The sequence below is a fragment of the Streptomyces sp. NPDC091412 genome (assembly GCF_044756885.1).
Lineage (GTDB): Bacteria > Actinomycetota > Actinomycetes > Streptomycetales > Streptomycetaceae > Streptomyces.
Genome location: NZ_JBIVTV010000004.1, coordinates 210,933 through 224,786, shown reverse-complemented (window position 1 = coordinate 224,786; position 13,854 = coordinate 210,933). Strand labels below are relative to the sequence as shown.

Genomic DNA, 13,854 nt, shown 5'->3' with positions numbered 1-13,854 from the left:
CGACGGCATCTATGATCGACACACTTTCCCTGCACCTTCCTGCGCGGACACGGGCCGGGCCGCCGTCCACCACCCGGTCGGCCACCCGACGAGACCGATAAGAAGAACCGAGTGCACTGCGGGAGCGAGCGGTGAGCGGAACGTCCGAAGGGCCGACGCCCGCGGCAGATCTCATCCGACCTATTGTCACAGAGAGTGATGTCGCGAGGCCTCCGGGTACCGATCCGGCCACGGCCGCCGCCGCCGAGCGGGCCGTCGCCCCCACCGCGCCCGCACCCTCCGGCGCCGGTCCCGCCGGGTTCCTCCCCGTCCACGGCCTCACTCCGATGGCGGAACCGGCCCCCGCCGCCCCCCGATTCACCGTCCTGGCCGAATCCGTGCCCGCCGTCATGGACCTGCTCGGGTCCGCACCACCACCGGCCTGCACCACCCCGGTACCCGCCCGGGAATCAGCCCCGGAACCCATCCCGGAACCGGCATCCGAATCCGCCCTGGAACCGGCCCCTCAACCCGTCCTGGAACCGGCCCCGGACCCCACCCCGGACGCCTTCCTGAACGCCGCTCCGAACACCGCCCCGAACCCCGCCCTGAACACCGCCCCGGCCCCCGGCCCGGACACCGGCGCCGAGCGCCCCTTCCGGTCCGCGTTCTCCGCGGCGCCGCTGGCGATGGCCGTCGTCGACCACGAGGGCCTGGTCGTCAGCGCCAACGAGACCTTCGGCGCGCTCCTCGGCGCCGGCCCCGACGAGCTGGCCGGTCAGCCCGCCGCCGATCTGGTGGACCTGGCCTCCGACGCCCGCACCCGGCACGCCTACGGCGAGGTGCTGCGCGGCCGGCAGGCCCGGCTGCGCTGCGCCCGCCGGCTCAAGCACCCCGACGGCCACCGGCTGTGGGTCCAGGTCACGGTCGCGCCCCTGACCCCCGGCTCCCCGGGCGTGCTGCTGTCCGTGGCCGACATCAGCGCCCGGCGCGAACTCCAGGCCCGGCTGCGGCACTTGAAGAACCACGACCCGGTGACCCGGCTGCCCAACCGCACCCTGTTCTTCGAGCGCCTGTCGGCCGCGCTGGAGACGGAGTCGTACGAGCGTGGCGGAAGCGGCCGGGTCGGCCTGTGCTACCTGGACCTCGACGGCTTCAAGGCGGTCAACGACACCCTCGGCCACCGCGTCGGCGACCGGCTGCTCGCCGCGGTGGCCGAACGGCTGACCCGGTGCGCCGACGAGGCCGGCCATGGTCGGACGAGCACACCGCTGGTGGCCAGGCTGGGCGGCGACGAGTTCGCGCTGCTCGTCGAGGACTCGACCGGCACCGAGCAGCTCGCGGAGCTGGCCGAGTCGGTGCTCTCGGCCCTCCAGGAACCCTTCGAGGTCGCCGGCCGACTGTTGTCGGTGTCGGCGTCCATCGGCGTGGTCGAGCGGCACGCGGCCGGATCGTCGGCCACCGCGCTGATGCAGGCCGCCGACACGACGCTGTACTGGGCGAAGGCCGACGGCAAGGCCCGCTGGACACTGTTCGACCCCGAGCGCAACGCGCACCGCATGACCCGTCAGGCCCTGGTCTCCACGCTGCGCGCGGCCGTCGAACGCGGCGAGTTCGCCCTGGAGTACCAGCCGCTGGTCGGCATGGAGGACGGGCGGCTGCGCGGGGTCGAGGCCCTCGTCCGCTGGCGGCACCCTGAGTTCGGCACGCTGACGCCGAATCGGTTCATCGCGCTGGCGGAGGAGGACGGCTCGATCGTGCCGCTGGGCCGCTGGATCCTGGCCACCGCCTGCCACCAGGCCCGCCGCTGGCAGCTGGACCACCCGGACGAGCCGCCGATCTTCGTCAGCGTCAACGTGGCCGTCCGGCAGGTGTGGGACTCCGACCTGGTCGCGGACGTGGCCGAGGTGCTCGCCCGGACCGGGCTGGCGCCGCACCTGCTCCAGCTGGAGCTGACCGAGTCGGCCGTGATGGGCTCGGCCGGGCGGCCGCTCGAGGCCCTGCGGTCCCTGAACGACATGGGCGTGCACATCGCCATCGACGACTTCGGCACCGGATACTCCAACCTCGCCTACCTGAGCCGCCTGCCGGTGTCGGCGCTGAAGCTGGACGGCTCCTTCGTACGGGGGTTCCAGCACGAGGAGCCGGAGGGCGCGGCGAGCCGGCCGAGCCCCGCGGACGAGGTCATCGTGGAGGCGATGATCCAGCTCGCCCACCGGCTGGGGCTGACCGTCACCGCCGAGTGCGTGGAGACGACGGACCAGGCGAGCAGGCTGCGCCGGATCGGCTGCGACACCGGACAGGGGTGGCTGTACTCCCGGCCGGTGTCGCCCGACCGCATCTCCGAGCTGCTGGACGGCCGCGTCTGAAGCCGGAACCGAGCCCGTTCGACCGACCGCGCCCGAAGCCGGAACCAAGCCCGTTCGAGCGACCACGCCCGAAGCCGGAACCAAGCCCGTTCGAGCGACCACGCCCGAAGCCGGAACCAAGCCCGTTCGACCGGCCGGTACCGGGCCCGTTCAGTCGCCGGACAGCGACCGGACGTCCGCCGGCAGTCCGTAGGCGTCCGCGATGAGTTCGTAGCTGCGCAGGCGTACGGCGCCGCTGTGGGCGTTGCTCGTGATCATCAACTCGTCGGCGCCGGTGCGCTTTTGCAGGTCGTCGAGGCCGGAGCGGACCTCGTCGGGGGTGCCGTGGACCACGTTGGCGTTCCAGGAGTCGACGAACTCCCGCTCCATCGAGCTGAATTCGTACGCCTCCGCCTCCTCCGGGGTGGGCACGAGGCCGGGGCGGCCGGTGCGCAGCCGGACCATGTTCAGGGCGGCGGCCAGCACCTGGCGGCGCGCCTCGCGCTCCTCCTCGGTGGCGAGGGCCGCGACGCCGATGAGGGCGTACGGGGCGTCCAGCACCGCGCTCGGGCGGAACGAATCGCGGTAGAGGTCGAGGGCCGGGACGGTGTTCTGCGCGGAGAAGTGGTGGGCGAAGGCGAACGGCAGGCCGAGCGTGCCGGCCAGGCGGGCGCTGAAGCCGGAGGAGCCGAGCAGCCAGACCGGCGGGCGGTGCGGGGACTGCACGCCACCCGGGGAGGTCGCCTGGACCGGGCCGGGCACGGCGTGGACGCGGCGGTAGGGGTGGCCGTCGGGGAAGTCGTCGTCGAGGAAGCGGATCAGCTCGGCGAGCTGCTGCGGGAAGTCGTCGGCGCCCCGGTCGAGGTGGTCGGTGCGGCGCAGGGCGGCGGCGGTGGCGCCGTCCGTGCCGGGGGCGCGGCCGAGACCCAGGTCGACACGGCCGGGTGCCAGGGCCTCCAGGGTGCCGAACTGCTCCGCGATGACCAGCGGGGCGTGGTTGGGCAGCATGACGCCGCCGGAGCCGAGGCGGATCCGGTCGGTGTGGGCGGCGAGGTGGGCGAGGATCACGGCCGGGGAGGAGGACGCGACGCCCGGCATCGAGTGGTGCTCGGCGACCCAGTAGCGGTGGTAGCCGCGGGACTCCGCGGTCCTCGTCAGGGCGGCGCTGGTGCGCAGCGCCTCGGTGGCGGTGTGCCCCGCGCCCACGGTCACCAGGTCCAGTACGGACAGGGGTACCGGGGCGGTCCCGAGTGCCGTGCCCCTGATCTCGTCTCCCGCCACGGGTGCCTCCTGCTGGTTGACCGTTCACTTTCCTGACCGGCGTCAACAGGGCACCGCTGCCGTTTGTTCCTTTCCCGCCCCCGCCCGTCCCGCTTGCACGAGAGGAGCCGCCGCGGGACTCCGCCCCGGCCCCCGGGGGAGGGGACGGGGCCCGGGGCGGAAGGCCCCGGCCGCGGCGGCTCGTCTCAGCCCGCGTTCACGCCGCGAGCGCGTGACCCGGGTGCAGGACCACCTTCGTGTAGCCCTCGATCCGCTTGTCGAACTTCTCGTACGCCTGGGGCGCCTGGTCCAGCGGCAGCTCGTGGGAGACCACGAAGCTGGGCTTGGCGCGCCCGGCGATGATCAGATCGCGCAGCTGCCGGTTGTACTGCTTCACGTTGCACTGGCCCGTGCCCATCTGCTGGCCCTTCTCGAACATCTTGCCGATGGAGACCAGCAGCTGGCCGTGCTTGGCGTGCTCGTCGGGTCCGCCCGGGTCGGAGGGCACGTACAGCCCCGGTATGCCGAGCAGGCCGGTGGGCCGTACCGTCTCGACGAGCGTGTTGAGGACGACGGCGGGCTCCTCGTGGCTGACGTCCTTGTGCGACTGGGCCTGGTAGCCGACGGCGTCCACACCCTTGTCGGTGCCCTCGCCGTTGGTCATCTCCATGATCTGTTCGGCCGGGTCGCCCTTGGTGAAGTCGATGGGGATGGCCCCGATCTCCTCCGCCTTGGCGAGCCGCTCGGGCACCCGGTCGACCGTGAACACCTTCGACGCGCCGCGCAGCAGCGCCGAGTAGGCGGCCATCAGGCCCACCGGTCCGGCGCCGAAGACGGCGACGGACTCACCGGGCGACACCTTGGCGAGCTCGCAGCCGTGGTAGCCGGTCGGGAAGATGTCGGCGAGCAGCACGAAGTCGGTCTCGAACTCGTCGCCCGGCGGCAGCTTCAGACAGTTGAAGTCGGCGAACGGCACCCTCAGCCGCTCGGCCTGACCACCGGTGTAGGGGCCCATCGCCACGTATCCGTAGGCGCCCCCCGCGAAGCCGGGGTTCACCGTCAGACAGAACCCGGTCTTCCCGGCGAGACAGTTCTTGCAGAACCCGCAGGCCACGTTGAACGGCATCACGACCCGGTCGCCCTGGGACAGCGACGTCACGCCGTCGCCGATCTCCTCGACGACGCCGAGGTTCTCGTGGCCGAAGACGATTCCCGCCTTGGCGGCCGTGCGGCCCTCGTACATGTGCAGGTCGGAACCGCAGATCGCGGTGGACGTGACCCGTACGATCACGTCGTTCGGGTGCTGGATCCGGGGATCGTCGACGTCCCTCACCGTGACGTTGAAGGGCTTTTCGTAGACGACGGCTTTCACCTGGGTCACCTCCGCGTCGAACGCTGGACGACGGCGGCGACCACGGGCCGTTGCCGGGGGACACCAACCAGGGGGATGACACAGGAAGGCGGGGGCGTCGGTCGTCCCGGGCCCCGGGCGTTCTCGCTGCACCGCCGGACACTTCCAGCCTCCGCCCGCGCAACGGGGACCGCAACCGCGCCGGTGTCACATCTGGACGATCGGCTCGCGCGTGAACAGCGCGCCCAGAGCGGGCGCGTTGACCCGGCGGTCGGTGAGCCGCAGCGCCTCCCAGACGGTCACCTGGTTCGCCGTGAGGACGGGCTTGCCGAGGTGCCTCTCCAGGGCGGGCAGGTGGGACGCCGTGTGCAGGGCGGTGTCGGGCAGCAGGACCGCGTCCGCCTCGGGGACGTCCGCCTCCCGCGCCAGGGCCAGGATCTCCGCCTCGCCCCAGGTGCCCACCTCGGCCGCGGTGATGATCCCGGCGCTGCGGGCGGCGGCCACCTCCACCTTCCCGGCGCGCAGGAAGTCCGTGAACAGGCCGGTGACGTCCTTCGGGTAGGTCGCGGCGACCGCGACCCGGTGGGCGCCGATCTCGGCCGCCGCGTGCACGAAGGCGAAGGAGGTGGAGGAGGCCGGCATGCCCGCCGTCCGGGCCAGCGCGCGGACCTGCTCGTGCGCGCCCTGCCAGCCGCGTACGAAGCTGCCGCTGGTGCACGCCCACACCACCGCCTCGACGCCTGCCAGCCGCAGCCCCTCCACGCCCTGTGCGAGCCGCTCGGGCGAGCCCATCTCGTAGAGCGCGTCCGCCCGGTGCGCGTCCTCGCCGATGTCGGTGTGGACCAGGTCCACCCGGATGTCGCTGCCCAGGAGCTGCTCGATGCGCGGATAGTCGTCCTCTGCGGAGTGGCCCGGGTAGAGGAATCCGAGTGCGGTCATGGCCTGCCTTCCTGCTGTTCGTCGGACAGTACGGGCCAGGCGCCGCCGTCACCGTGCCGCGGCCTGGGCGGCGCGGGAGGCACACCGGCCGGCAGCGCCTGGTAGGGCCCCACCGCTCGGGTACCCAGCCGGCGCAGCGCAGCCCACATCGTGACCTGGTTGGCCGAGATCACCGGTATGCGCAGTTCGGCCTCCAGCTGCGGGATCACGTCGTAGGTCGGCAGGTTCGTACAGGACAGGAACAGCGCCTGCGGGCGGTTGCGGCGCGCGGCCCGGCGGGCCATGTCGACCACCCCGCGGTACGGCACCTTCCAGATGTGCCGGGTCAGCCCCATGTACGCGCACCCGGTGACGGTGACGCCGGCCTCGGCCAGGTAGTCCTGGAGTGATCGCGTCAAGGACACCGTGTACGGGGTCACCAGTGCCACCCGCCGGGTGCCGAGCTCCGCGAGCGCCTCCAGCAGTGCCCCGGACGTGGTCACCGCGGCCACCGCGCCCGCCTGTGTCATCGCCGCGCACATCGCGCGCTCGCCGGCGATCCCGCCGACGAAGCTGCCCGAGGCGCAGGCGTAGGCGACGACCTCGGGCGCGACGGCGGTCAGGGTGCGCACCGCGGCGTCGAGCGTCTGGTGCTCGCTGACCAGCCGCGCCAGGTCCAGGCTCACCTCCACCGGCACGAACGGCGTCCGGGTCAGGTGCAGCGAGACCTCGTCCGGCACCCACCGCCACAGCTCGCGGTCCAGCGCGAAGTCGAAGGGGGCGACGACCCCGACTCCGCGCTGCGGGCACGGGCCGCCGAGGAAGGAGATCCCCATGCCGTTCATGTCGTGCGTGGCGTCCATGGCAGACACCTGCCTCACGTGAGGGAGACGGGAGGGCGGCACTGACGGCAGGTGAACGACACGGTGGGGCAGCAGAGAGCAACCGTCCGTACGGGCGCCCGTGTTGACGAAGGTAGGTTCGGGTGCGAGCGTGGTCAATCCGTGCACGTCAGACGGCCGCCCCTTACGAGAAACGGCTCGCCATGAGTGTCCCCGTCCTGCTCGTCCTGGACGCCGATCCGCCGCCGCGTCTGGGCCGGCTCACCGGCCGCGCCCGGATCGTGCGCACGGACGCGGCCGGGCTGGCCGCACGGCTTCCCGAGGCGGACGTGCTGCTCGTGTGGGACTTCACCTCCACCGCGGTGCGGGAGGTCTGGCCGGGCGAGGGGCCGCGGCCCCGCTGGGTGCACACGGCGAGCGCGGGCGTGGACCATCTGATGTGTCCCGAGATCGCGGCGTCCGGCACGGTGGTGACCAATGCGCGGGGCGTGTTCGACGAACCGATCGCCGAGTACGTCGCCGCGCTCGTCCTCGCCCTGGCCAAGGACCTGCCGCGGACCCTGGACTTCCAGCGCGAGGGGCGGTGGCGGCACCGCGAGTCGCAGCGGGTGGCCGGTACGCGCGCGTGTGTCGTGGGCTCCGGGCCGATCGGCCGGGCGATCGCCCGCACGCTCGGCGCGCTGGGCGTGCGGGCGGCGGTCGTCGGCCGCACCGCGCGCGCCGGAGTGCACGGCCCGGAGGACCTGGACCGGCTCGTCGCCCGCGCCGACTGGGTGATCGCGGCGGCCCCGCTGACCGAGGAGACCCGCGGCATGTTCGACGCCCGCCGGTTCGGCCTCATGCAGCCCTCGGCGCGCTTCGTCAACGTCGGCCGGGGGCAGCTCGTCGACGAGGTGGCGCTCGTCCGGGCGCTCACGGACCGCTGGATCGCGGGCGCCGCCCTGGATGTCTTCCAGGACGAACCCCTCACCCCCGACAGCCCGTTGTGGCGGGTGCCGGGCCTGGTCGTGTCCCCGCACATGAGCGGTGACACGGTCGGCTGGCGGGACGAACTGGCGGCCCAGTTCGTCGATCTGTACGGCCGCTGGGAGGCGGGCGAGCCGCTGCCGAACGTCGTCGACAAACGGCGCGGATACGTACCGGGACACTGACCCCTGTCTGGAGGCGCGATGACCGAGCTCACCGAGCTGACCGCGGGAGAACTGCTCGACGGTTACCGCAAGGGCGAGTTCAGCCCCGTGGAGGCCACCCGGGCGGCCCTGGAACGGGCCGAGCGGATCCAGCCGGAGGTGAACGCGTTCGTCCGGATCACCGCCGAGGACGCCCTGGCGCGGGCCCGGGAGTCGGAGGACCGGTGGCGGCGCGGAAGGCCGTCGGGGCTGCTGGACGGGGTGCCGGTCACCGTCAAGGACATCCTGCTGCTGCGCGGCCACCCGACCCTGCGCGGTTCCAGGACCGTGGCGGAGGAGGGCCGTTGGGACGAGGACGCCCCCTCGGTGGCCCGGCTGCGCGAGCACGGCGCGGTCTTCCTCGGCAAGACCACGACCCCCGAGTTCGGCTGGAAGGGCGTCACGGACTCCCCGCTGACCGGCGTCACCCGCAACCCCCTCGACCCGGCCCGCACCGCCGGCGGGTCCAGCGGCGGCAGCGCGGCGGCCGTGGCGCTCGGCGCGGGCCCCCTGTCGCTGGGCACGGACGGCGGCGGCAGTGTGCGCATCCCGGCCGCGATGTGCGGGATCTTCGGCCTGAAGCCGACGTACGGCCGGGTCCCGCTGTATCCGCCCAGCGCCTTCGGCACGCTGTCGCACGTGGGTCCGATGACCCGGGACGCGGCGGACGCGGCGCTGCTGCTCGACGTGATCGGTGTGCCCGACGCGCGGGACTGGTCGGCGCTCGGCCCGCCCCCGGGATCGTTCACGGAGGCACTGGCCGGCGGGGTACGGGGGCTGCGGGTCGCCTACTCGCCGTCCCTGGGCGGCCAGGTGCCGGTGCGCCCGGCGGTCGCCAGGGCGGTGCGCCGTGCGGTGGCGGAGCTGGCGGACCTCGGCGCGTACGTCACCGAGAGCGACCCCGACTTCGCCGACCCGGTGGAGGCCTTCCACACCCTGTGGTTCAGCGGCGCCGCCCGTGTCGTCCAGCGTCTGGGGCCCCACCGGCGGGAGTTGCTCGACCCGGGGCTGCGGGAGATCTGCGCGGCCGGCGCCCGGCTGTCGGCGCTGGACTACCTGGCCGCCGTGGACGTCCGCATGGAACTCGGCCGTGTCATGGGCCACTTCCACCGGAGCTACGACCTGCTGGTCACGCCGACCCTGCCGATCACGGCGTTCGAGGCGGGCGCGGAGGTGCCGAAGGGTTCGGGGCACCGGCGCTGGACCGGGTGGACTCCGTTCACGTACCCGTTCAACATGACCCAGCAGCCGGCGGCGTCCGTGCCCGTGGGCAGGGACGAGGACGGTCTGCCGGTCGGCCTCCAGATCGTGGCCGCGCGGCACCGCGACGACCTGGTGCTGCGGGCGGCCCACGCCCTGTACGACGCGGGGGTGGCGACCCGGCTCACGCCCGCCGGAAGCTGAGGGTCTCCCCCGCCGCGCCGGAGCGCCACAGGTCGTTGCAGGCCTGGGCCATGGCGTCCAGGCCCTCGGTGACCCGGCCCCAGACGATGCCGGGCACCCAGCCGACGTCACCGTTGAGCAGGAGGTTGTTGCGCTCGTAGAACAGGGCGAGGTCCACGACCGTCGGCCCGGCGGCGGGTACGCGGTCGTAGCCGTAGGCCTGCGTGCCCAGTTCGGTGCCGGCGAACGAGAAGTAGCACAGATCGCCCGGGATCGGAGTGACCGTCGGATTCTCCAGCGGTGGCTCCGCCCGGGCGAACGGCGCGAAGAGCGCGTAGATCTCGTTGCGCGCGTACTTCGCGTGGTAGACGTCCCCGCTCAGCGGGAGCGCGTCCCAGACCGCGGCGCAGGTGCGCGGTGCCCGGTCGTCCAGCAGCCGTGCCGTGCAGCGGACTCCGCGCTTCTCCAGCGCGACTTCGACGTGGCGTTCCGCCATGGCGCCTCCTCGCGGCCTCTGAGGGGCCGTCTGCCCGAAGGCGCTGGAGTTCACACCCGCCCCGCACCTTCGCGCCCGGACACGGAACGGTATCCCCCCGGACACCTTTGGATCACATCCCCAAGTCCACTCGCATGGACCACGGAGAGCGGGCAGGCGCCACCACTGTCTGCGAAGGGCCCGAGCCGACGAGGCCCTCCTGGAGGGTGAGTGTCCATGTCCGAGTTCCCGAACCTGTCCCGCCGGGGCTTTCTGACCAGGACGGCGGCCGTGGGCGGCATGCTCACCGTCCCCGGGCTGCTGGCCGCGTGCAGCAAGACGGACAGCGGCGACGGCAAGGGCTCGAAGCTGGAACAGCTGAGGAAGCAGGGCTATGTGAAGGTGGCCTACGCCAACGAGGCCCCGTACGGCTTCGAGGAGGGCGGGCAGCTCAAGGGCGAGGCGCCGACGCTGCACAGAGAGATCTTCAAGGCCCTGGGAGTGGACGAGCTGAAGCCGGCCTTCTCCGAGTGGGACGGTCTGATCCCCGGACTCCAGGCCGGCAAGTACGACGTGATCAGTGCGGGCATGGCCATCATCCCGGAGCGCTGCCGAAAGGCCCTGTTCTCCGAGCCCGAGTTCGTCTCGCCCACCGCGATGATGGTGAAGAAGGGCAACCCGAAGAACCTGACCGACCTCGCCTCCGCCAAGTCGGCCGGGGCGACCATCGGCGTGATGTCGGGCGCGGTGGAGAAGGGCTACGTCACCGCCGCCGGGATCTCCGGGAGCGGCATACGGACGCTGCAGAAGCCGCAGGACGGCGCGGACGCGGTCGCGCAGGGCAGGATCGACGCCTTCGTGCTGACGGGCATCTCGCTGCGCTGGCTGGCCAGGACCAACCCGAAGGTGGAGGTCACCGACTCGTTCGTGCCGGTGGTCGACGGTGTGAAGCAGTACAGCCCGGGCGGCGCCGTCTTCCGCCAGGGCAGCGAGGAGCTCCGGGACGCCTTCGACGAGCAGCTGAAGAAGATCACCTCGGATCCTGACCGGTACGTGCGGCTCGTCGGGGAGTACGGGTTCGGCAGGGACACGATCCCGCCGGCGGGCCTGAAGACCGCCGACCTGTGCAAGGGCTGACGGGGACGCCTGTCCATGGATGACTTCTACACGTACTTCTTCGACCACATCTCCAGCGTGTGGTCGGGGCTCCTGGTGACGGTCGAGGCCACGGTCCTCGGCTCGGCCGTCGCGCTCGCCCTGTCCTTCGTGTTCGGCTTCGCGGCACGCAGCGGACTCCTGCTCGCGCGCGGCGTCTCCCGGGTGGTCGTGGAGTTCCTCCGCGGCACCTCGTTGTACGTCCAGCTGTTCTGGCTGTACTACGCGTTCCCGCTGCTGTCCGGGTACGAACTGTCGCCGTTGTTCTGCGGTGTGGTGGCGTTCGGCATGAACTACGGCGCCTACGGCTCCGAGGTGGTGCGCGGCGCGCTGAACGCCGTGCCCAGGGCGCAGTGGGAGGCCGCCGTCGCGCTGAACATGACGCCGTCGCAGCGCATGCGCCGGGTGATCCTGCCGCAGGCGTGGGTGCAGATGATCCCCTCGTTCACGAACCTGCTGATCCAGCTGCTGAAGTGCACCCCGCTGCTGTGGCTGATCTCCGCGGCCGACCTGACGACGGTGGTCCAGCAGATGCGTGACCGCACCGGCGCGACCACGTGGGCCTATCTGACTCTGCTGGTGATCTACTTCGTCCTCGCCTACGCGCTGACCCTGCTGATGAACGCCCTGGAACGGCGCGCCAAGTCCCGGCTCGGCCTGCACACGGGCCGCCGTGCCCTGCTGCGCCGCCGCGGCGCCGAGTCGGCGCGCGAGCCCGGGATGGCGGGAGGTGCGTCGTGAGCTACGCATGGGACTGGGGCGCGGTCCGCGACTCGCTGCCGCTGCTGTGGCACGGCTTTCTGACCACGCTGCTGGCCACGGTCCTCGGCACCGCGGTGGCCGCCGTCCTCGGCCTGCTCGTGGCCGTGGCCGGACGGGTGCCGAGCCGGCTGGTCACCGTGCCGGTGCGGACGGTCACCGAGTTCGTCCGGTCCACCCCGCTGCTGGTGCAGCTGGTCGGCGCCTACGCGGTCTTCAACACGGTGGACCCGCTGACCATCGGCGTCGCGGTGCTCGGCATCCACTACGCCTCCTACCTGTCGGAGGTGTACCGGGCGGGCATCGACGCCGTGCCGAAGGGTCAGTGGGAGGCGTGCCGGGCGCTGTCCATGTCGCCGCGCCGCACCTGGCAGGCGGTGATCCTGCCGCAGGCGGTGCGCAAGGTGCTGCCGGCGCTCGGCAACTACGGCATCTCGATGTTCAAGGAGACCCCGTTCCTGGCCGTCATCACGGTCCAGGAGATGGTCGCCAAGGCCCGTGAGTACGGCGCGGACCACTTCACCTACGCCGAGACATTCACCCTCGCGGGCCTGTTCTTCCTGGCGGCAAGCTACCCGACCTCGCTTCTGATGAGAAAGCTGGAGAAGCGCCTTGGCCACTGACCCTTTGCAGAAGACGCCGCCGCAGGCGCCCGAGAACGCGACTCCGGACGTGCCGCACGCGGATCTGGTCCGCTTCGACCAGGTGGTCAAGCGCTTCGGCGATCACGTCGTGCTCGACCGGCTGGATTTCGCCGTCCGGCGCGGTGAGCACGTGACGCTGATCGGGCCGAGCGGCTCGGGGAAGACGACCATCCTGCGGCTGCTGATGACGCTCGAGCGCGTCAGCGACGGCGTGATCCACGTGGACGGCGAACCGCTGTCCCACATGCCCGGCCCGGACGGAACCCTGCGCCCGGCGGACGAGAAGCACCTGCGCCGGATCCGCAGGAAGATCGGGATGGTCTTCCAGCAGTTCAACCTGTTCCCGAACATGAGGGTGCTCCAGAACATCACGGAGGCGCCCGTCAACGTGCTCGGGCTCGGCCGCGAGGAGGCGGAGGAGCGGGCCCGTGAACTCCTCGACCTCGTCGGGCTGGCGGACAAGACCGACGCCCATCCGTCGCAGCTGTCCGGCGGGCAGCAGCAGCGGGTGGCGATCGCCCGGGCGCTCGCCATGCGGCCGGAGATCCTGCTCCTCGACGAGGTGACCTCGGCCCTGGACCCGGAGCTGGTGGCCGGTGTGCTGGACCTGCTCAGGGAGATCGCGCACACCACCGACATCACCATGCTGTGCGTGACCCACGAGATGAACTTCGCCCGGGACATCTCCGACCAGGTGCTGATGTTCGACTCGGGCCGGGTGATCGAGTCCGGGCCGCCGGAGAAGCTCTTCGGCGACCCCGACCACGAGCGCACCCGGGAGTTCCTGAGCGCCGTGCGGTAGGGGCCGCTCCGGGGCGCCGGCGGCCTTCGGGCCCTCCCGGCGCCTCCGGCCTCCGGGGTGGTCGTAGCACCCCCGAGGACCAGGTAGTATTTTCTTCGTCGCCGGCCGCGGGAAGCGGACGGCGGGAGTCATGCGCCGCTAGCTCAGTTGGTTAGAGCAGCTGACTCTTAATCAGCGGGTCCGGGGTTCGAGTCCCTGGCGGCGCACGGATGAAGGGCCCCTCGTGATCACGAGGGGCCCTTCTCGTGATCACGGAAAGAAGGCGTCCGCCGTCGAGAAGAAGACGTGGACGACGACCATGAAGATCACGCAGCCGGTGATGAACACGCCCAGGAAAGCCACCAGGCAGCCCGATTCCGCCGCGAGCTTCCCGCGTGCCGGGGCGTGGGCCGTCGCCCGCTCCGGCCGCTCCGCCACGTAGTGCACGGTCACGATGTCGCCCTCGACGACCGTCGCGGGTCCGTTGCTCTCCTCGAACCGGACGCTGCGGCCGTCACGCGTGGTGAACTCGTAGACGTGGTGCAGCGTCGTGCTCACCATGGTCTCCCCGCCGCCGCTGGTCGTGGTGTACGTCCGCAGACACCGCGCCTCGGCCGTGAGCCCGCTGCCCCACGCGCTGCGCACCTCCCGGGCACGGCGGACGACTCTGGTCAGCAGGAAGACCGCGGTGCCGATCATGAGCAGCGGCACGACGTAGAACAGCACTTCCATGAGATCCCCCGAACTCCGGTGCCGCCGTGATCGGCCGGCGTGGGGGAATCTACCCACG

At 72.1% G+C, this 13,854-nt stretch carries 13 protein-coding genes and 1 tRNA gene; 8 read left to right on the top strand and 6 right to left on the bottom strand.

The annotated features are described in order from the left end of the window. The first annotated feature begins 326 nt into the window (after nucleotides 1-326). Nucleotides 327-2,348 (top strand): EAL domain-containing protein, encoded by a 2,022-nt coding sequence (locus ACIQMV_RS12340; protein WP_402592602.1) that lies wholly within the window; start codon nucleotides 327-329, stop codon nucleotides 2,346-2,348. Nucleotides 2,349-2,498: 150 nt separating this feature from the next. Here the strand turns inward: ACIQMV_RS12340 and ACIQMV_RS12335 are convergent, their stop codons facing one another. The 4 genes from ACIQMV_RS12335 to ACIQMV_RS12320 form a co-directional block, all read right to left on the bottom strand. Beyond that, complete coding sequence (locus ACIQMV_RS12335) at nucleotides 2,499-3,608, bottom strand: LLM class flavin-dependent oxidoreductase (protein WP_402592601.1); 1,110 nt, start codon at nucleotides 3,606-3,608, stop codon at nucleotides 2,499-2,501. A gap of 196 nt (nucleotides 3,609-3,804) precedes the next feature. Continuing rightward, entirely contained in the window at nucleotides 3,805-4,959 is a 1,155-nt protein-coding gene (locus ACIQMV_RS12330; protein ID WP_141366611.1) for a glutathione-independent formaldehyde dehydrogenase, read from the bottom strand. 186 nt (nucleotides 4,960-5,145) lie between these two features. Further along, nucleotides 5,146-5,877, bottom strand: a complete 732-nt coding sequence (locus ACIQMV_RS12325) for an aspartate/glutamate racemase family protein (protein WP_141360631.1) — start codon at nucleotides 5,875-5,877, stop codon at nucleotides 5,146-5,148. Beyond that, complete coding sequence (locus ACIQMV_RS12320) at nucleotides 5,874-6,692, bottom strand: decarboxylase (RefSeq protein ID WP_402592904.1); 819 nt, start codon at nucleotides 6,690-6,692, stop codon at nucleotides 5,874-5,876. Before ACIQMV_RS12320 ends, ACIQMV_RS12325 begins: the two co-directional genes overlap by 4 nt. A 209-nt stretch (nucleotides 6,693-6,901) precedes the next feature. Here ACIQMV_RS12320 and ACIQMV_RS12315 point away from each other — a divergent pair, with 209 nt between their 5' ends. Then, entirely contained in the window at nucleotides 6,902-7,849 is a 948-nt protein-coding gene (locus tag ACIQMV_RS12315; protein ID WP_402592600.1) for a D-2-hydroxyacid dehydrogenase, read from the top strand. Nucleotides 7,850-7,867: 18 nt separating this feature from the next. Beyond that, on the top strand, nucleotides 7,868-9,271 hold the full coding sequence (locus ACIQMV_RS12310) for an amidase (RefSeq protein WP_402592599.1): 1,404 nt from the start codon (nucleotides 7,868-7,870) through the stop codon (nucleotides 9,269-9,271). Here the strand turns inward: ACIQMV_RS12310 and ACIQMV_RS12305 are convergent. After that, complete coding sequence (locus tag ACIQMV_RS12305) at nucleotides 9,252-9,746, bottom strand: DUF3830 family protein (RefSeq protein WP_141360628.1); 495 nt, start codon at nucleotides 9,744-9,746, stop codon at nucleotides 9,252-9,254. The genes ACIQMV_RS12310 and ACIQMV_RS12305 overlap by 20 nt on opposite strands. A 216-nt stretch (nucleotides 9,747-9,962) precedes the next feature. Here ACIQMV_RS12305 and ehuB point away from each other — a divergent pair, with 216 nt between their 5' ends. From ehuB to ACIQMV_RS12280, 5 genes are all read left to right on the top strand, one after another. After that, on the top strand, nucleotides 9,963-10,862 hold the full coding sequence (gene ehuB / locus ACIQMV_RS12300) for an ectoine/hydroxyectoine ABC transporter substrate-binding protein EhuB (RefSeq protein ID WP_402592598.1): 900 nt from the start codon (nucleotides 9,963-9,965) through the stop codon (nucleotides 10,860-10,862). Between the two features lie 15 nt (nucleotides 10,863-10,877). Next, complete coding sequence (ehuC, locus tag ACIQMV_RS12295; protein WP_402592597.1) at nucleotides 10,878-11,621, top strand: ectoine/hydroxyectoine ABC transporter permease subunit EhuC; 744 nt, start codon at nucleotides 10,878-10,880, stop codon at nucleotides 11,619-11,621. After that, a complete protein-coding gene (ehuD, locus tag ACIQMV_RS12290) occupies nucleotides 11,618-12,262 on the top strand; it encodes an ectoine/hydroxyectoine ABC transporter permease subunit EhuD (RefSeq protein ID WP_361415419.1) in 645 nt (214 codons plus the stop codon). Before ehuC ends, ehuD begins: the two co-directional genes overlap by 4 nt. Next, nucleotides 12,252-13,085 carry an ectoine/hydroxyectoine ABC transporter ATP-binding protein EhuA gene (ehuA, locus tag ACIQMV_RS12285; protein ID WP_402592596.1) on the top strand — a complete coding sequence of 278 codons (834 nt, stop codon included), beginning with the start codon at nucleotides 12,252-12,254 and terminating at the stop codon, nucleotides 13,083-13,085. Before ehuD ends, ehuA begins: the two co-directional genes overlap by 11 nt. A gap of 132 nt (nucleotides 13,086-13,217) precedes the next feature. Next, nucleotides 13,218-13,291: transfer RNA gene (locus ACIQMV_RS12280), tRNA-Lys, on the top strand. Nucleotides 13,292-13,334: 43 nt separating this feature from the next. Here ACIQMV_RS12280 and ACIQMV_RS12275 read toward each other — a convergent pair. Continuing rightward, nucleotides 13,335-13,796, bottom strand: coding sequence for a DUF3592 domain-containing protein (locus tag ACIQMV_RS12275; RefSeq protein ID WP_402592595.1), 462 nt, complete (start codon nucleotides 13,794-13,796; stop codon nucleotides 13,335-13,337). Between the last annotated feature and the right edge of the window lie 58 nt (nucleotides 13,797-13,854).

Excerpts from the sequence above, each read along its gene's own strand:
- ehuB (WP_402592598.1), top strand. The coding sequence starts at position 9,963 with ATGTCCGAGTTCCCGAACCTGTCCCGCCGGGGCTTTCTGACCAGGACG.
- ACIQMV_RS12305 (WP_141360628.1), bottom strand. The coding sequence starts at position 9,746 with ATGGCGGAACGCCACGTCGAAGTCGCGCTGGAGAAGCGCGGAGTCCGC.
- ACIQMV_RS12310 (WP_402592599.1), top strand. The coding sequence starts at position 7,868 with ATGACCGAGCTCACCGAGCTGACCGCGGGAGAACTGCTCGACGGTTAC.
- ACIQMV_RS12275 (WP_402592595.1), bottom strand. The coding sequence starts at position 13,796 with ATGGAAGTGCTGTTCTACGTCGTGCCGCTGCTCATGATCGGCACCGCG.
- ACIQMV_RS12340 (WP_402592602.1), top strand. The coding sequence starts at position 327 with ATGGCGGAACCGGCCCCCGCCGCCCCCCGATTCACCGTCCTGGCCGAA.
- ACIQMV_RS12315 (WP_402592600.1), top strand. The coding sequence starts at position 6,902 with ATGAGTGTCCCCGTCCTGCTCGTCCTGGACGCCGATCCGCCGCCGCGT.
- ehuC (WP_402592597.1), top strand. The coding sequence starts at position 10,878 with ATGGATGACTTCTACACGTACTTCTTCGACCACATCTCCAGCGTGTGG.
- ACIQMV_RS12325 (WP_141360631.1), bottom strand. The coding sequence starts at position 5,877 with ATGACCGCACTCGGATTCCTCTACCCGGGCCACTCCGCAGAGGACGAC.
- ACIQMV_RS12320 (WP_402592904.1), bottom strand. The coding sequence starts at position 6,692 with ATGGGGATCTCCTTCCTCGGCGGCCCGTGCCCGCAGCGCGGAGTCGGG.